The following is an 18,590-nucleotide window of genomic DNA, read 5'->3' on the forward strand; positions in this document are numbered from 1 at the left end:
AGTCAACGACTAAAAAACCAACAAATTTATTCCATTAATTAATGCTAATGCGCGACAAAATGCCTGAAACCTCATTAGTGATACCAGCACATTTAGATCAACTAAACTGGCTCAAACATCTAACGCTACCATGATTCTATATGGTCCATAATCGAACCTTTGGCCACAATATTCGCTAGTTCATCGGCCAACTGACCACTTTGCTGAGCAACAGTTTGCCAGTAATTAATACGTGCCTCAGTGTCCAGCTTTTTAAAGTCTTCACGGTCAGGAATTTTGCCAAAGGGTAATGAAGCAATAAAATCACGCGATGGCGCCAATATCAGCGCATTATGGTAATTTTGCTTCGCTTTACGCCACACCAATGATTTATCAAACCAACCAGGGCTCATATGCGGATAGAAATGCGGATATAAGGTTAAGCCACTTTCTTTGGGTAGCGGTAAATCAAAATGATAATCGGTAATACCACCGTCGTAATATTTACCTTTAGGTAAACCATCAATGTCTTTAACTGGATCTAATAACAACGGGATAGACCCTGTTGCCATCATAGCTTGCCGAATATTTTCGTTGGTTAACATCATTTGTTTGGTGGGTAAATCTTTCAGGCGCCCAAATGGCGAGGCAGCATCTTTATGGCTCAACATGATGCGTTCAAAATGCCATGCAATACTCTTACGATTAACACTATTACTGGCAGCAGCAAGCGCTAAACCAATCGCTAAACCGACTTTTGATTTACTTTGATTAACATGGCGAGCACGACAAGCAATAATGTGTTGGCGAAATAACGGGTTAGCAATAATGTCTGCCCCAGCTTGCTCACCTAAAATACCATCGACCACAGCTTGCACCTGACTCGTCACTTGCTCTCTGGTTGGTACATTGTCATAGCGTTGGTTGATATAAAAATGTTCGAATCGGCCATAGGCCGCTAGTGGGTCTTGCTGGCCTAAACACGCTAATCGCCAGGCACCAGATGATGCACCCAGCATATATAATGGATCTTGACGTTCTTTAAAAAACTCGCCAAAAATATACTTATCTAATCCTGCAATACCTATCCACTTAGGTCCACCAGAGGCAGCTAATAGCTGAGTAAACATGCTTTGCTGAAGACCTTGCGTTTCTATCTGCTTAAAAGCTGTTTCACCTGCTATAAGTCGTAATGCTGACAAATGTCGATCCTCTCATTTTTGATATATTTAAACAGTGGTATTATTGCCATAAACAGCCCCATTAATGCTCGCTCACTTAACGGAACTCTTATGATTGTCGATACTCTAGCAAATCGTCACCTATATACTCAACTGCATCCACGTTTGGCGGTAGCATTAACACATTTATCTGAAACAGATTTTACCAGTAAGCCGGTTGGCAACTATGAATTAGAGGGTAAAAACCTGTTCGTGATTGTGAATGATTATGAAACTAAACCGCGTGAAATTGAGCCGTTTGAAGTTCACCAACAATACATAGATGTGCAATATGTTGTCAGTGGAGAAGAAGAATTTGGTTATTTGCCTTTAGCAGACCAAATTCCGTCAAAACCTTATTATGACAAACACGATTACGCTGAGTTTGATTTCGAATCAAACAAAGATGACGCAGCCTTTATACCATTAAAGTCTGGTATGTTTGCGATTTTCTTTCCTGGTGACATGCACATGCCAGGAACCAGTGCATCACCACAAAAAGTGCGCAAGGTCGTTATAAAAGTGCGTATTTAGGTTTTTTCATGGACAGCGACTTTATCTGTGAAGTCGCTGTTATGATGTATTTTTGCTGTGCGGGTATTGCTATTCAATCTTCATCCCTCCTAAAACACACTCCTTTGTTTCGCCATTAAATAGCCCCAGCCTGTTGGTGAATTGCGCACATTATTTGAAACACATTTTAGGCTTGTAACCCAATAACAAACTGCTAATATACTCAAACGAAATTACATATAACAAAAAGAAATATTAATTTCATTTCTTAACAAAAAAGTATAGAGCTGACATAAATGAATAATAACAATAATTTAAGCCAAATATATCTCGATGCTAACGCCACAACCCCTGTATTACCTCAGGCTGCAAATGCCGCAATGTCTGCCATGGAGCACCTTTTTGGTAATCCGAGCTCAAGCCATATCACAGGTTTGCGCGCCAAAAATCTAATGGAACAAACCCGAGCTAAAGCCAAGCAAATTATTGGTTCGGCTAATGGCAAAATTATCTTTACCAGTGGTGCGACAGAAGGGATACAAACCGCTATTTTGTCGGCATTGGTCAGTGCTCGAACTCGCTTAGTATCAAGCTCGCAGCAGGGTGAAGATTTTTATTTGCTATACGGCGCAACTGAACATAAAGCCGTGCCAGAATCACTTAAACACTGGAATGCTATTTTAGGTATTAATGCAAAAATCATCGCGATACCAGTGGATCGCCAGGGAAATTTAGATCACGACTTTATTAGCAAATACGCCCCTAAATCATTAATGATATGCACAATGGCGGTGAATAATGAAACCGGTGTTTATCAGGATATCAGTCGCTTAGAGCACACGATTCGTCACGCTAACCCTGACATTTTTTGGATGGTGGATTGCGTGCAGGCTCTGGGTAAAATTGCCTTAAATCTAGCCCAAACTAGCATAGATTACGCACCGTTTAGCGGCCATAAACTGTATGCACCTAAAGGGATTGGCTTTGTCTATATCCGTGAAAATGCCCCTTTTACACCTGTTATTGCTGGAGGGGGGCAAGAAAGTGGCCTGCGTTCAGGCACTGAAAACTTACCAGGTATGGCAGCGATTAATGTTATTTTTGAACAGCTGATTGCTGAAGAATCTTGCTTTGCCGACCATAAAACTTTGCATACATTTCGCCAGCAATTCACTGACACCCTCAAGCAAGCCTTCCCGCAAATCGTGTTTAACCACAGTTTCGACAACAGTGTCCCAACCACATTAAACTTCGCCATTAAAGGCTTCAGCAGCAAAGAAATCATGGATTTATTTGATGCCGCAAACATACGGGTAAGCTCAGGTTCGGCTTGTTCATCTAAAGTGACTCGCAGTTTTGTGCTTGATGCTATGGGGTTACCAGCTTGGCAAAGTGAATCTGCAATTAGATTATCATTTGGTCCAGCCATGACCCAGGATGAAGTGAACCAAGCTTGCGATCGCATTTCTAGTGCAGCCAATGCATTAACCCAAAGCTGTATGGTTTTAGACAGTGCTAACATGAATGACAAGACACCTTTAAATGGCTTAGTGCAATTACGCTCTGGTGCAAGTTGTACTTGGATTTATGTCGATGCTCCCTCTAAACAGGCTTTTATTATCGACCCGCTACCTGAACTTACAGAGCGATTAGATACTCTACTGCAATGCCAACAACTCACTCTAGTAGCGCTCATTGATACCCATGGCCATGCTGATCATATTTCTGGTCGTGAGTTGTTAACGCTAAAGCGAGGCATTACGGGCCACACTGACGCCTTAGGCTGGCCACAAACCTCGCTAACCTTCACAGAAAATAACCAGCAGTTTGAATACATTACCGTAGCAGACAAATGGCTGGTTAAAGTGCCGACACCAGGGCATACCGCCGACAGTATCAGTCTGCTACTATGTCACCCTATTACAGGCTCACAAACCTTAGCCAATAACACTTTGTTTGCATTTTGTGGCGACACGATTTTAATGGGCACCTTAGGCAGAACCAACTTTGAAAGTAGTTCCGCTAAAGCCATGTATGCCAGTATCGAGTTATTAAGTGCCGTGCTTGCGCCACAAAGCCTGATTTGTCCCAGTCATGATTATCAACATGAATTTGCCACCCATCTTACAGCAGAATGTTTACGTAACACGCTATTGCAGCAGGTTATTCAAGGCACTATCAGCGTAGATGAATTTGTGAGTCACAAAGCGAAAATAGACAGCCAATTAAATGATCAAATTGGCACGGAGATCCTCTGCGGCGCGCTGCCTGCTGGCAGTTGTCATAAAGTCACCCCAATCACTGAGTATTCTGCGGCCAGCTTAGATGTTGCTTTGAATACCTCAAAAGTAAAGTTAATTGATATACGTGAGCCCCACGAATACGCCTTACAACATTCATTAGACTCATGCGAAAACGTGCCATTAACTCGCTTAGTGCAGTTTATGCAGCAACATCAGCATGACAAGCGTAGCGAATGGGTGTTGGTGTGTCGTAGCGGCAGTCGCTCATTGGTAGCAGCACAAGCTATGCACCGCCTTGGATTTACCAATGTTGCCCACCTTAAAGGCGGTTATGCCCTTGCCAATGCGAGTTAGAGAAAACGTCCACTTGCGTTAAGCAAGATTGCTTAAAAGTAAAAAAGCCCTAAAGAGGGCTTTTTTACTGGGCGCAAAATAGATGCCGTTGGCATTACACGCCAATTTCACCGCCATCATTTTTACGGATCATCACTGTCGCCGCACGTGGACGAATTTGCATCCCTGCGGGAGTGGCTTCAGTTGCAGTTGCTGAATATGGCCAGTTTCCTGGATGCTGAATATTCACAAATGCCGTTTTATAATCAGGCGTAATGGCAAAACCCGTCACTTCACAGTCATTCGGTCCAACAAAGAAACGCTTCAACTGTGCTTGGGTTTCTGAACTTATCACCTGTTGTTTACCATTAGTATCTACCAGAGTAGATGGCACTACCGCCAGCATTTGATCGTTAGTGTAAGACGTCACTTCATCAGCACCATTATCGGTTTGCACCCATAAAATACCGCGCGCATCGAATGCTAAGCCATCGGGACTTGCGAACTGATTTAAATCATCTAAACCCGATAAGTTAGTGTCTGCGTCGCCCGCAGCTGGCGCGCCAAATACAAAGATATCCCAGCTAAATTCTGTTGCGCTATCGCCTTCATCCCAACGAATAACATGACCAAAACTGTTATTTAAACGAGGGTTAGCAGGGTTAGTGCTGTCCTTACGTTTGGTGTTATTAGTTAAGGTTAAATATACACTGCCTGTGAATGGGTCGACCGCCGCCCACTCAGGACGATCCATGGGTGTTGCGCCCACTAAATCGGCCGCGCCAGCGGTATTTAAAATAATTGCGGCCTGTGAATCAAAAGTACTGGCTAAAGTGCTGCCTTCTGTTGTGATTGCATCTAGGGTTAATGGTAACCATTCGCCGACGCCATCTTCGTTAAACTTGGCTACATAAAGTGTGCCCGCATTCATGTACTTATCACCCATAGCAATGCGATTACTACTATTGGCATCTGCAGGGTCCCATACCGCGTCAGATACAAACTTATACAGGTATTCAAAACGCGAATCATGGCCAGAATAAAACGTAATAGGTTGGCCTTCGGCTAACTTACCAAAGGTACATCCTTCGTGGCGGAAACGACCTAGCGCAGTGCGTTTAACGGCACGAGAATTTGGATTATATGGATCAATTTCAACAATATAACCATGGCCGTTGGCTTCATTACGATAATCTTGTCCCGCATTAGCCCCTACAGGCGTAATGTCAAAACGGGCAAACTCATCTAAGCGCTCATCGTCATCACCGGCTAAATGCTCCCAACCGTAACGTGTCCCTTTAGTCGCAATACCAATACGTGATTGATCTGCTGCTAATGTGCCTTTATTAACAAAGTAACCTGGCCAGTTTTCTTCGCAGGTTAAGTACGTGCCCCAAGGCGTGCTGCCATTACCGCAGTTATTTAACGTACCACGGGCTTGGCTGCCGTCTGGTGAATAGCGGGTTTCTAAATAGCTGGTGTACGCCAGAGGTCCTGCAACATCCATCACACTAGCGCCGGTAAAGCGACGATTATGTGCATCGTTTGCTACCACTTCCCACATACCGTTAGTTAATTTTATGCGCACTACAGAAACGCCATGAGCATTGATTTCTTTACGAATTTCATCAATTACTGTGCGATTTCCATTGGTATCAAATGTGGGGCCGGTTGGATGCAGGGCATCTTCATCAATATACTCATGGTTAATACACAATAAGCCATCGTCGCCAGCATCATTTAATGGGAAAAAATGCATGCCGTCATGGTGCATACCCACTGAGTTAGCTTGATCTTCACCTGTGTTACTGCCGTCTGATTTCCACTCTGATGCTTTTGAATTTAGTGGCGTTCCCCACGGCGCTAATACATAAGCTGAATAACCCGCTGGCACAGCGACTGCATCGATTTTTGAGCCCGCAATTGAGTCAAAACCTAACACGGCAGAACTTGTTGTGGGCGCTGTGGGTGTTGTCGGAGTAGTTGGCGTGGTTGGCGTCGTGGTCACTGAATTATCGTCAGAACCACAAGCGGTTAATCCAACACCCGCAAATGCCGTCATCGCGCTGATCCCTAGGCCTCTTTTCACAAAGTTACGACGAGATAAGTGTTTTTCCATCACTTGCTCAAAAGGCGTGTTATTGCTTTGGTTAAAACGGCGGGGATCAAAAGTCGCTTTGCTCATAATATGTCCTTTAAATGTCTCTAAGTTGTCATCGGCAACGAATAAACTTGCTTTTATAAGATTAGTTTCCGGACACAAGATAAGCACTGAGTGTGACAATTCAGCGTAAATTAGATGACATAAAAATGGCAGTTTAAAGACAAACGAGATGGGTAATTAATTTAAATAACGCCGAGTTTTCTTTATTCACCAAAACGCAGGGTATTGAGGCAAGGGCATGTTCTATCCGCAATGCCTGAAAAAGGCTTCGTAGTCCAAAATAAACGGCGTTAGTGGGTTCGCTTTAATATTTGCCCCCCCTGACAGCAGCACGATTAATGAACATTGCCCACCAATAAATCTATCCACAGGTCCGGTTGTGCAATCATAAACTCGTATACCTGTTTGTTGAATAAAGTGATGCGAATAGCCTCGGTCGTGAGCGGAATAATGCCACCGCCTTTGCCTAAACATTTACCCACAGAAGCAATTTCTGAGCACTTAAATTTGTAAGGCCCTAGGCCGAACAATTGGTTAAACGGCTCAAAAATCACTTCAGTTTCAGTAAGCTGAAGCTTGCCATCAGCTCTTGCTACGCCGTTCTGCACAGTAGCAATAGAGGATTTGATCAGGTTAACTGACATAATACTTCCTTATACCATGTATTCATTTAGCCCTAACGCTTCTTTGATTGTGCGAGTGCTTTTTGCCTTGCCTGTTGTTTCAATGAGCCTTTCTTAGTTTTACGGGTTACAGGGGCGATTTGGGTTAAATCAGGCTCAAACCCTGGGTACCATTGCTGCGGTAGCCGTTTATCTAAATAAGCCTCTAATTTGATCAGCAAAGGCTCATCATCAACGCTCAACAATGTTATTGCATGCCCAGTTTGCCCTGCACGGCCTGTACGACCAATACGATGAACATAATCTTCCAGCTTAAAGGGGAGCTCCATATTCACCACAACATTGAGCTGACTGATATCAATACCACGTGCCGCTACATCGGTGGCGACCAGCGCAGTAAGTTGCTCAACCTTAAAGTCAGTAAGTACTTGCTCACGTACTGATTGTGATAAATCAGCGTGGAATGCAGCCACTTTTACGCCGCGATGGCTCATCTGCTTTACAAGTAAATCAGCGTCCTGTTTAGTTCGGCTAAAAATAAGTACTTGCTGCCATTGTTCAGCCTGAATAAGTCGGCACAATAGATCGCATTTTCGTTTAGCATCTACATTATAAACCCGCTCGGTTACCGTCACCGCAGTTTGATTACGCGCATGGGCTTCAATCACTTTGGCCTGGGTCAGTAAACGCTTACTGAACGAAAAAACTCGATCGTCTAATGTGGCTGAAAATAGCAAGGTTTGTCGCTGTTTAGGTAAACGTTTTAATACCTCAATAATTTCATCACGAAAGCCCATATCTAGCATGCGGTCAGCTTCATCAATGACAAAATAATCAACCGCTGACAAACTCGTCGCGCGTTGGCGTAGTAAATCTAATAATCGCCCAGGAGTCGCCACAATAATATCAACGCCTGCGGTTAATTGCGCTTTTTGGGCTTGGGTACTCACGCCGCCGTATAGCAGCGCTGCGCTGATGGCGCTATCGCCAATAAGTAGGCTTAAATTTTGATGCACTTGCTGAGCCAGCTCGCGGGTTGGGGTTAAAATTAATCCGCTAACCCGTTTGTCTGACGCGGTGTCGTTCGCCTGCTGATGGTGGTGTTGGCTTAGCGCTTGCTGGCTTAGCAATTGATGTAAAATGGGTAAACAAAACGCCGCTGTTTTGCCCGTACCCGTTTGCGCGCCCGCCATCACATCTTTACCTGACAAAATAACCGGGATCGCCTGCGCTTGTATGTCGGTAGGTTGTATAAAGTTAAGTGTACTTAAACGAGATAATAGTTGCGGATGTAATGCTAACGCGCCAAAAGCCATGTTTGTTTCTCCCAGAGTGAACAAAGGATCTTAGCACAAGCTTGATAAATGCAAGATGGAAAAACGCTAATCTAAACCACTAAATATCGTAGATTTCATCACTGTTCCTACCCCATAAAGGCTTAGGCTTGCTGATATAAATCTAAGCTGGCTGGTAAATCTTTACGCTGCTCATCGGTAAGTGGCACTTTGACGAAACCATAGCGTTTAATCAGCGCCAAAGACCCAGCATTATGCGATGCAACATAGGCAAAAAGTGGAGCTTGGGGCAACAAAGGTAAAAACTGTTTTAATGCTTGAGAGGCGATACCCTGCCCCCAATAGTCTTGATCAATCCAGTAACCGATTAAGCGACCTGCAATGGCTTTATCATCCGCAGGTTTATGCCAACTTAAAATACTGCCAATAAGGGTGTTGTTCAGCCAAATCCCCATGGCAATATTACCCGCTACACCAAGCACATTTTGTCGCCAATGCTGAAAAAATGCAGCGCGCTCTCTTGGGCGAAAATCGGCCATTTTATTCGCTATAGGATCATGCTCAAACTCAAACAACTTTGTTAAGTCAGCCTCAGTTATTGGCAACAGTTCAATTGGGTTAGTTGTCATTGGCAGGGCGTTTAGAAAAAGGTTCTGATGCAGATTTAAGCGATACCGTTGGCGTTATGGTTGAACTAATAATCTCATGCCACACTTGAGGTGATGCTAAAATGAAGCGAAATTTCTGACTATCAAAGGTGATCACCTGAATAGAATCAGCCTCTATCGGAATAAGCCCAGCCCCTCGGCTCCAACACATTGCCACTGACTTAATACTATCTAAATCAATCATATAAGGACCGTATTTTAAGTCTGGGTCAAAAGATTCAAAATGCAGCTGTTCATCTTCAATCCACAAGGTGCCCTCTGCACGAAATGCCCCTTTTTGTATGGTGGCCTGAGTTGAATCAGTCACATCATTTGATAAGCCCATTACGAACATATTTGTCTCCATTTGTGATCTAGAACATTAGTATAACGGCTCGCTTAGGCATCTCAAGCTTTGTTGTATTTATTTAGTTCATTGAAAATATTTAATTTTTAATCCACTGCTTCTACACTGTTTATAAATGCTAACCAACTGATTAATAAAATATGGCATTATGTTTCCACCGTCAGCGAATAACTCTAGCAACCATGAATAAAGCCACCTTATATTATGTATATGACCCAATGTGCAGTTGGTGTTGGGGTTACCACATCACATGGACAAGGCTACAAAAGCAGTTAGCAGCCAAAATGCCAGATGTAAAAGTTCAATATGTGTTGGGCGGGCTAGCCCCTGATAGTGATCTGCCTATGCCACATGAAATGCAGCAATTTTTGCAGCAAACCTGGCACAAAATCCACCAGCAATTAGGCACGGTATTTAACCATGACTTTTGGACATGCTGCTACCCCAGACGCTCGACATACCCAAGTTGTCGCGCAGCCATTATCGCTCGCCAATCTGAGCAAGAAGCACAAATGATCTATGCCATTCAGCAAGCTTATTATTTACAGGCTAAAAACCCATCAAATATTGACGTGTTAACTGATATCGCCGTGAGTTTAGGTATCGACAAACAGCATTTTGTTCAGCAAATAAGCAGTGATGAATTGAATCAACAATTAATGGCAGAACTCACCTTTGCAAGGCAATTACCCATTCAAGGTTTTCCGTCATTAGTATTGCAATATCAGCAGCAGTTTTACCCTATAAAGCTTGATTATCAAGATGCAGACCCAAGTCTACATCACATCCAGCACCTTATTGAAAGCTAGCACCCAATCATCAATCACCTACAGTAGGCAAACTATGAAATTATTACAGCTCGCCACTTATCTGTTGTTATCACTTCTCATGATAAGCACCCACACTATGGCCAACATCGACCAGATAGATACCCGTAAATTGCAACAGATTAAAGCAGTTAAATTTAATGATAATCAGGTTATTACCGCTGGGCTACCGACAATAGAAGAGTTTGGCTTATTACAACAAGCTGGGGTGAAAACCGTGATCAACTTAATCCCCAATAACAACCCTAATGCCCTTAAAAATGAGCAGCAAATTGTTACCGACCTTGGCATGCAATACCACAATATCAGTGTTGATTGGCAACAACCGACACTTGAAAACGTTGAGCAATTTTTTGCCTTAATGCGGGCCAATAATAATCAACCTGTGCTGGTACACTGCGCGGCAAACTATCGCGCGTCGGCATTTTATTACCTGTATTTAGCCACTCAGCAACATCAAGCGGTAGACATCAATAACGTCTTGTCACCATGGGGAGATTTGCCAACAAGCTTTAAAGAATACCCACAATGGCAAGTATTAATAGAAATGGTAAAACAAAAATATCAGTAGAGGATGACCTAGCTAGACACTTTGCCGCCCTTTTTAAAGACATAAGATTAACCAAATAAAGCAGCGACGTTACTGAATTCACACCAGTTTCAATAGACAAAAAGCGGGATGATGACATCCCGCTTTAATCTAGTTGCACCAGCTAGAAAGCACAAAGTTATAAATCTAAATGATTAGCTATCTGTTACTTGCCCATACAATTCGCATAATAAGTTACAGTGGCAGGCCTGTCGGAAAACACACCCATCACCCCAACTTGCTTCGCAAGTACATCTAATAACTCATAGGTGTCGCCTTCATTATCAATCGTGTCAGCAATACTTTGATAATACCAACCACCCGCCCCCTCACTAAGCAAACCTGAACGTTCAAGTGACCAAGCAATAATTTTTAGCCCTGCTGCGTTGGCCTCTTTCGCATATTCTGACGGCACAATGCTCTTGTTATCGTCCAAGGTGACTAACATCCATAATGGTGGCGCGATAATCTTAACGCCATCTGCAACTAAGGTGTCCATACTGGGTGACCAGGTCGAACTATTTTGCGGATCAAAACCACTTAGATCGTAACGATCATCTAAATATACGGCTTGCTCGGCAAACTCCGGAGCATTGGCTATCCAGTATTTAATATCATCTAAATTAAATGATTGCGGAAAAACCTGTGATGCTTCGACCCCAGCCGCTGTATATTCATCTAACATTTTCTGGGCATAATCTTGCTGACTAAAGCCATCAAACGGCATACTTACACTGGCTGATTTAAGCTCTGGGGTCATTTTCACTCCAGCGGCTTTAAATAGTTCGATGCTTTGGGCGTGTGTCATTAACGTACCTTTTCCAGCATACAAATCGGTACGCCAATGGGGTGTGCCGTCCATAAACTCATCCACAGTTGTTGCATTAGGATTAAAACCGTCCATTTTACCTTTCAAGGTTATAAATTCTGCAAGGCTAATATCACTCGTACAACAGGTTGCCGTCGCACTGATACCATTAGCGGCATCAGCTGGTGAAAAAGGTACGGAACATTTGTTAGCAAGAGTCGGAATAGCAAGAATATTGGTTGTTGTTGCTAGGTCACATTGTGAGTGACGACATACCAGCTCTTTGTCTGCAGTAAAGGTCACATCACATTCCACAATACCCGCCCCCGAATCAATCGCTGCTTGATAAGATTCTTTGGTATGCTCTGGAAATTGCATTGACGCACCGCGATGACCAATTGAAAAATCGGTGCGATAAAAGGCTCCATTTTTGCATTGTGCCAATTGGGTTTGAAGATCACCCGGCTGCATCTGGTCCACTAAAAACAGCGGCCTTACACCGACTTGCACACTGACACTGTTATCGAACTTTATTGAGTCAATGTTAGCCTGATCATTATCATTACTATTACAGCCCGAAACCCATAAAACACTGATCAAAACTGAAACGATGCTCGACGTAATACCTGATTGCCTTGCCATGTTAATACTCCATATTGTCATGTGTAACTCATTAAAACGGCTAGCTTACAAAATGAATATGACTAAAATATCGAAATAATATGACAACCTCGATTTGACCAAAGTAGTCGAGTAAAATGAGTTAATGGAAATAGCACTGCTGTAATAATTTAGTTAACAGCGCAATAATCTATACTTTGGGCACATTAAGCACCTGATATTTGTTAACCCAACATGAGGCAATGAATGGAAGCTACTAAACGCGGATTTTTTGGTTGGGCATGGCTTATTACTTGGAGTGGCACATTATTATTAGTGCTGTGCCAATTGGTATTACGATTTGTTCCACCACCAACCACTTCATTTATGCTTCAAAGCCCGTATCCGATAAGCTACCAATGGATAGATATTGATAAACTGCCTTCCCGCGTACCACTGGCGTTTGTGGCCTCAGAAGATCAACATTTTCCAGCGCATTTTGGTCTTGATTTAACCTCGATTACCGACGCCCTGACCCAACATGACAAAGGTAAAGGGCTTAGGGGGGCCAGCACGATTACCCAACAAACCGCAAAAAACCTGTTTTTATGGTCTGGACGTAGCTATGTACGTAAAGGATTAGAAGCTATGTTAGCGGTGAGTTTTGAAGTGGTTTGGGGTAAAAAACGTATTCTAGAAGTGTATTTAAACGTCGCAGAATTTGGCAAAGGCATTTATGGCGTTGAAGCCGCTAGCCTACATTACTTCGATAAATCAGCTAGATATCTCACCATTGATGAAGCAGCTCAGTTAGCCATATTATTACCCAGCCCTCGTAAGCGAAACCCGCATGATTTAACCCCATACCTGCAACAACGGGTTGCCTGGGTTAAACGACAAATGCGCCAACTGGGTAATGATTATCTTGCGCCCATTTTGAACGATTAAAGCTAATTTGACGCAATTAGCAGATTACTGCTGCGTCATTCATCTTGATATCGCCAACAACAGAATGACGCATCGCAGATGTTAATTAACAGGATTTGCCCCCTGTTTGCTGCTAGAATACCGCCTTATTTTGATCCGCTTGTGACGATAAAGGCTGGCTATGACCGTTCTGCTAATGACACCTCCAATGACCCAATTGAATACGCCCTATCCGGCAACTGCGTATTTAACTGGTTTTTTACGCTCAAGAGGCTATGAGGCGGTACAACGAGATCCGGCAATCGAGCTGTTTCTTGAAATGATGACAGCCCCAGCACTAGAGATTATTCGTCAACATGTGGAAGAAAATTTCGAACACTTTGAAGACGATGAGCTGCCTGATGCCATCTTTACTTTTCTAGCCGAATTTGATCGTTACCACCTTACCGTAGAAAGCGCGATCCGCTTTTTACAGGGTAAAGATCCTAGCCTTGCCATGCGGATTAACACCCGCCGCTTTTTACCCGAAGGCCCAGCCTTTGATGCCATAGCGCAAATGGAAGCTGTATCGGGTGATGTTTTACAGGCGGCGTTTGGTAATTTAGGCGTACAGGATAAAGCCAAGTATTTAGCCACGCTGTTTATCAATGATTTATCATCAGTTATCACCCAAGGCGTTGACCCATATTTTGAGGTCAGCCGTTATGGTGAGCGCCTCGCCGCTGCTAATCCAAGCTTTGACGACCTTTACAACACCCTTACCGGTGAACCCAGCTTTAGCTCAGAAATTTTAGAACAACTCGTAGAGCACTATTTAGAAGACACCCAACCTAGCGTTGTCGCACTTACCGTGCCGTTTCCCGGTAATATGTTAGGCGCATTGCGGATTGCACAAACCTGTAAAGCCATCAACCCAGATATCCCCATAGTGATGGGTGGCGGCTTTATTAATACCGAGCTGCGCGCACTTAAAGACCCACGGGTATTTGAGTTTATCGACTTTATTTGTTTAGACGACGGCGAGCGCCCATTAATCACCTTGCTGGAATACTTTGAAGGCAAACGAGAAGTTGACGAGCTAGTACGCACTTACTTTTTAGCCGAAGATGAACAGGGCCTGCCCTATGTTCATCTGAATCAAAACAGCGAGCTACACGACATTCCACAGTCAGAAGTCGGCGCGCCAATTTACGATGGCTTGCCATTAGATGAATATCTGTCGCTATGTGAAATGCTTAACCCAATGCATCGCATATGGAGTGACGGCCGCTGGAATAAACTCACCATTGCCCACGGTTGTTATTGGCGTAAATGCAGTTTTTGCGATGTCAGTTTAGATTATATTGACCGCTACGATACCGCAGGTGCCGATATTCTGGTTGACAGAATTGAAGCGCTTATCGCCGAAACTGGCCAAACAGGCTTTCATTTTGTTGATGAAGCCTTGCCACCAAAAACCTTATTTGCCTTCGCCAAACGCTTAATTGAACGCAATGTAGTGATCAGTTGGTGGGGCAATATCCGTTTTGAACGTACCTTCAGCCCTGCCCGTTGCCAATTACTGGCCGACTCAGGTTGTATCGCCGTCAGCGGTGGCCTTGAGGTGGCATCAGACAGATTACTCAAGCTGATGAAAAAAGGCGTGAGTGTTGAGCGCGTGGCCCAAGTAACCAAAGCGTTCAGCGACGCAGGCATATTGGTACATGCTTACCTCATGTATGGTTTTCCTACTCAAACCGAGCAGGAAACCGTTGATTCGTTAGAAATGGTCCGCCAATTAATGCAACAAGGGTGTTTTCAATCTGCTTACTGGCATCGATTTGTCGCCACAGCCCACAGCCCAATAGGCATGAACCCAGAGCAGTTTGGTATTACGCTTGATGAACGCCCTGAGGTCTTTTTTGCTGAAAACGATGTCGAGTTCACTGACCCAACCGGCACCGATCACGACATGTTAGGCGAAGGGTTACGTAAAGCACTTTATAACTACATGCACGGTATCGGTTTTGATCAACCCATGAGTTTTTGGTTTAACCAAAAAGTAGCGCGTACCAGTATGAAAAAAGATTTGATCTCAAAAGCGTTGAATAATTTTATTTTGAGTCAAGAAGACTAGGGGCAGTTTGCCCCTAAAATCCCATCCAAATTAATTTAATAACTCAGCCTTAACCAACCAGAAGAACATCCAGATTATGTATTGATGTAATACCTAATCTAATCACTATGCGGATAAAACAGATTGAATTAATTTGACACGGGCATGAGCGAATTGCAACTAACACCACCTAGGTGCAAAACTTGCGGTTAACAGATCAATAAAAAGGCCACTTTCTTGTTCCAAAAGAAAGTGGCCATGTACATTTTTAACCGCAGAAATGATGAGTAAATGCGCCTAAAAATCAGTACTCGTTTTCCCTAACGTTATGCGTTTTCCAGTATTAATCTCTAGGGTCTGTTGATCTTTCATGGTTGTTTTGCAGCGAATTGTTGGCCATTTATACAAGGCAGAGGCTTTGCTGTGTAGTTATTCTACATAATAAGCCGATAACGTAGTAAAAATGGCCAACAAACGCTGTCCGAAGGATTCGGCTAAAAACGAATTACGCTTTGTTGAGTGAACTTTGCTTAGATTGCTAGGCTACACTCCACTCGCCGCGCTTAATTCGTTTTTATCTCGAACAAAATTCCACCAGCAAAGATCAACAGACCCTAGTACTCATAGCTAAATTGTAGGGTGTATTCTGTGCCAGGGTCTTTGGCGTAAACTAATATATCTTGTTGATCATACTCTGTTGTTTCACCTAACAAATTTTTAGCCTTTAGCTTAATTGCAAAGCTAGTGGTTGGAAAATAGCTATAGGTGAAATCTAAGCTGTGGAATGGTTTTTCATAGACATCATCTAAACCACCACGGCCACCGTAAGCAATACGTTCACCAAACACGTTATAAACTAAAGTTGCGCTGTGATAACTGTTTGATGAGTCGTAACTTAACTGTACGTTAGCCACCCATTCAGAGTGTCCTGTCATGCGGCGCTTAGTATTAGTTGGGTCGATTTCACCATTAGGCACAATATCAATTTCTGAATCACCTAAGGTTAAGTTACCGGCAATAAAGAAATCTTCCCATGCAGAACCTTCACCCAAAAAGTCTAATGTTTGTAAAAACTCGGCTTCAATACCGTATACGTATCCAGACTCAGCGTTATAAAACTTAAGCTGACGGCCAGCTTCTGAAATACGTTGAATAGGCTCAATAGGCGCATCAACATCTTTATAGAATGCCCCTAAACTGTAGTTATCACCTTCATCTGAGTAATATTCCCAGCGCAAATCTAGGTTGTACATGTCAGAACTGGTTAACTCAGGATTACCGAAGAAATCAAATCCGGTAACTGGGTCTTGGAATCGCACTGGTGACACTTCACGTAAGTCTGGGCGCACAATAGTTTTACTTGCGCCTAAACGCCATTGAGTGGTGTCGGTTTGCTTCCAGGTTAATGACATTGAAGGGAACCAACCGTCTTCGGCGATGGCGTAGTCTTGTAGGTCGTAACGGCCGCCCTCGTCAGATATTTCACCCTCAGGGGTTATCGGTAACGTCACGCGACGAAAATCTTCATAACGCACACCAGCGTAGAAGCGCCACACGTCATCAAAATCGACATCAACACTGATAAAGCCAGCATCATTTTTCTCAGCGGCAATATAGTCTTCTGTGTCTGTTGAGGCGTCTTTTAATTCAAGGCCTAAAGTATTGTTATTGATGTTATCGTCAGAAAAAATCTTGTCGAACTCTTCAGACAAAATATCGCCATTGGGATCGGTTGGGCTTAAATCCACATCAAAGCCTAAGCGAGTGGCATAGCTTTCGCGGGTACGTTCATAATATTGATAACCGACTTTGACTTTCATCAGGGCAGCATCAAATTGCACAGGATACGCAAAATCCCAACCGTAGTTTTGGCTGTCATCCTGTAGGTTTGAATACACATATTTTGGCGCATCTTGGGTATTCAAATTACGCGATACGGGGCTGTTGGCTTCATCTAAAATAACGTTATAAGTGTAAGACAACTCATTTGGGGCATTACGTTCTGACTTAGCATCAGAAAACATCCAATTAAATTCAGCATCGTTGAATGCTTCAATAAAGTGGTGCCCCTTAATTTGATTACTGGTTAAGGTTCTTTCTTCATAATCAATACCATAAACCTGTAGCGCATTAGGCTCGCCAAGGGTGTCTATGGTTTCTTCAATCCCAACGGAAACATCATCTGAGGTGTCACGCAAATAGGTACTGAAGGTTTCAATTTTATGGTTGTAACCAATTTCTAAACCTAGGTTAAGCATGGCCGACATTTGTACGATAGAGTCGGTGCCGATAATGTCTTTTTGGTTTTCAATTTGGGTTTGTTCGCTGTCACCATCAAGCTCAACTTCGTACTTGGTGTAGTTTTCAGCTTGCTCTTTATAGGAATAAGCCGCCAATGCGCCAAAGACCATATCGTCTGAAATGTCAAAGCGATCGCCAATCGCGATGTCGCCTCTAAAACCGGGATCGGTACTTTTAGTGTTAACGGCCATGTCACGATACATGTCTAAGGCCAATTCGCGATTCATTTTTTGGGCTGCAGGATAATTGATTGCCCCATTTGAGCCGCTAACGATATCAATAGGGCTAATACCACCATATTGATTAATGGTGTTATCAATACTGGCTGGCATGCCGCGGGTGCCGTCATCTCTGCCTGTCCAATCATCACCGCCACCATTGTAAGTGTAGGTATCATTGCTGTCGTTAGTGTTGAAGCGTCCGCCAACAGAGGTTTTAAAGAAAAAATTAGCCGGTATCGCTTTGGTGCGAATATCCACGTGGCCACCGCCAAATGCGGCTGGCTTGTCAGCAGAGGCTGATTTTTGTACTGATAATGATTCAATTATCGATGCGGGAAACATGTCTAATGGCACCACATTTCGGGTCGGATCCGGTGAGGGTACTGTCGCACCATTTAATGAGGTGCTTGAATAACGCTCACCTAGACCACGCACATAAATGAACTTACCGTCTTTTAAGGTTAAACCGGTTACACGGCGTAATGCGGCGGCCGCATCGCTGTCACCCGTTCTAGAAATTTGTTCTGAGCCCATAATATCGGCTACAGCAATTTGTTCGCGACGCTCTTCTGTCGCGGCCGAAGCTGAGGTACGTAATCGCCCGGTAACCGAAATCACTTCTATGGGTTCTATCGGAAAAGATTCACCAGTGGCTTGTGTTGACGTTTGCGTTTTAGATGTTGGCTCATTGAGTGTTTCATCTTGAGCGATTGCCTGAGTGGCGGCCAATGATGTTACTGAAAGCACTGATAGAATCGCGAGCGTTAATTTGTTGGCGGTAAAACTCGGCTTGGTTTTCATACGTGATAAGTCCTGTATGCGGTTCAGAGATAACCGC

General features: G+C 43.5%; 14 protein-coding genes. 6 read left to right on the top strand and 8 right to left on the bottom strand.

Translation table 11 applies throughout. The features are described 5' to 3' along the window. Positions 1 to 125: 125 nt before the first annotated feature. Positions 126 to 1,181, bottom strand: a complete 1,056-nt coding sequence (locus ORI98_RS11280; RefSeq protein ID WP_306135275.1) for a patatin-like phospholipase family protein — start codon at positions 1,179 to 1,181, stop codon at positions 126 to 128. A gap of 90 nt (positions 1,182 to 1,271) precedes the next feature. Between ORI98_RS11280 and ORI98_RS11285 the strand changes: the two genes are divergently transcribed. Both ORI98_RS11285 and ORI98_RS11290 read left to right on the top strand, forming a co-directional pair. Further along, complete coding sequence (locus tag ORI98_RS11285) at positions 1,272 to 1,733, top strand: YhcH/YjgK/YiaL family protein (protein ID WP_261299391.1); 462 nt, start codon at positions 1,272 to 1,274, stop codon at positions 1,731 to 1,733. 275 nt (positions 1,734 to 2,008) lie between these two features. Further along, positions 2,009 to 4,309, top strand: a complete 2,301-nt coding sequence (locus ORI98_RS11290) for an aminotransferase class V-fold PLP-dependent enzyme (RefSeq protein WP_306135276.1) — start codon at positions 2,009 to 2,011, stop codon at positions 4,307 to 4,309. Between the two features lie 94 nt (positions 4,310 to 4,403). Here ORI98_RS11290 and ORI98_RS11295 read toward each other — a convergent pair whose 3' ends face one another. The 5 genes from ORI98_RS11295 to ORI98_RS11315 form a co-directional block, all read right to left on the bottom strand. Further along, positions 4,404 to 6,473, bottom strand: a complete 2,070-nt coding sequence (locus tag ORI98_RS11295) for a PhoX family phosphatase (protein WP_261299393.1) — start codon at positions 6,471 to 6,473, stop codon at positions 4,404 to 4,406. A 314-nt stretch (positions 6,474 to 6,787) separates the two neighbouring features. Continuing rightward, the gene (locus ORI98_RS11300) at positions 6,788 to 7,096 is read right to left on the bottom strand and encodes a hypothetical protein (RefSeq protein ID WP_306135277.1); all 309 of its coding nucleotides are present in this window, start codon (positions 7,094 to 7,096) and stop codon (positions 6,788 to 6,790) included. Positions 7,097 to 7,128: 32 nt separating this feature from the next. Beyond that, entirely contained in the window at positions 7,129 to 8,391 is a 1,263-nt protein-coding gene (locus ORI98_RS11305) for a DEAD/DEAH box helicase (protein ID WP_306135278.1), read from the bottom strand. A 122-nt stretch (positions 8,392 to 8,513) separates the two neighbouring features. Next, positions 8,514 to 8,999, bottom strand: coding sequence for a GNAT family N-acetyltransferase (locus tag ORI98_RS11310; RefSeq protein ID WP_306135279.1), 486 nt, complete (start codon positions 8,997 to 8,999; stop codon positions 8,514 to 8,516). Next, positions 8,989 to 9,372 carry a hypothetical protein gene (locus ORI98_RS11315; protein WP_261299397.1) on the bottom strand — a complete coding sequence of 128 codons (384 nt, stop codon included), beginning with the start codon at positions 9,370 to 9,372 and terminating at the stop codon, positions 8,989 to 8,991. The genes ORI98_RS11310 and ORI98_RS11315 overlap by 11 nt, the downstream gene beginning before the upstream one ends. A 194-nt stretch (positions 9,373 to 9,566) precedes the next feature. On the opposite strand from ORI98_RS11315, the gene ORI98_RS11320 reads away from it, so the two are divergent. Together ORI98_RS11320 and ORI98_RS11325 are read left to right on the top strand one after the other, a co-directional pair. Beyond that, positions 9,567 to 10,193: a DsbA family protein gene (locus ORI98_RS11320; RefSeq protein ID WP_306135312.1), complete on the top strand. Its 627-nt coding sequence runs from the start codon at positions 9,567 to 9,569 to the stop codon at positions 10,191 to 10,193. Positions 10,194 to 10,227: 34 nt separating this feature from the next. Beyond that, positions 10,228 to 10,782, top strand: coding sequence for a protein tyrosine phosphatase family protein (locus tag ORI98_RS11325; protein ID WP_306135280.1), 555 nt, complete (start codon positions 10,228 to 10,230; stop codon positions 10,780 to 10,782). A 184-nt stretch (positions 10,783 to 10,966) separates the two neighbouring features. Here the strand turns inward: ORI98_RS11325 and ORI98_RS11330 are convergent, their stop codons facing one another. Next, positions 10,967 to 12,250: a glycerophosphodiester phosphodiesterase family protein gene (locus tag ORI98_RS11330; protein WP_306135281.1), complete on the bottom strand. Its 1,284-nt coding sequence runs from the start codon at positions 12,248 to 12,250 to the stop codon at positions 10,967 to 10,969. 225 nt (positions 12,251 to 12,475) lie between these two features. Here ORI98_RS11330 and mtgA point away from each other — a divergent pair, with 225 nt between their 5' ends. Next, positions 12,476 to 13,156 (top strand): monofunctional biosynthetic peptidoglycan transglycosylase, encoded by a 681-nt coding sequence (gene mtgA / locus ORI98_RS11335; RefSeq protein WP_306135282.1) that lies wholly within the window; start codon positions 12,476 to 12,478, stop codon positions 13,154 to 13,156. Between the two features lie 160 nt (positions 13,157 to 13,316). Beyond that, entirely contained in the window at positions 13,317 to 15,251 is a 1,935-nt protein-coding gene (locus tag ORI98_RS11340; protein ID WP_306135283.1) for a radical SAM protein, read from the top strand. 593 nt (positions 15,252 to 15,844) lie between these two features. Here ORI98_RS11340 and ORI98_RS11345 read toward each other — a convergent pair. Next, entirely contained in the window at positions 15,845 to 18,553 is a 2,709-nt protein-coding gene (locus ORI98_RS11345; protein ID WP_306135284.1) for a TonB-dependent receptor domain-containing protein, read from the bottom strand. Between the last annotated feature and the right edge of the window lie 37 nt (positions 18,554 to 18,590).

Source organism: Shewanella sp. ULN5 (assembly GCF_030731885.1).
GTDB lineage: Bacteria > Pseudomonadota > Gammaproteobacteria > Enterobacterales > Shewanellaceae > Shewanella > Shewanella holmiensis.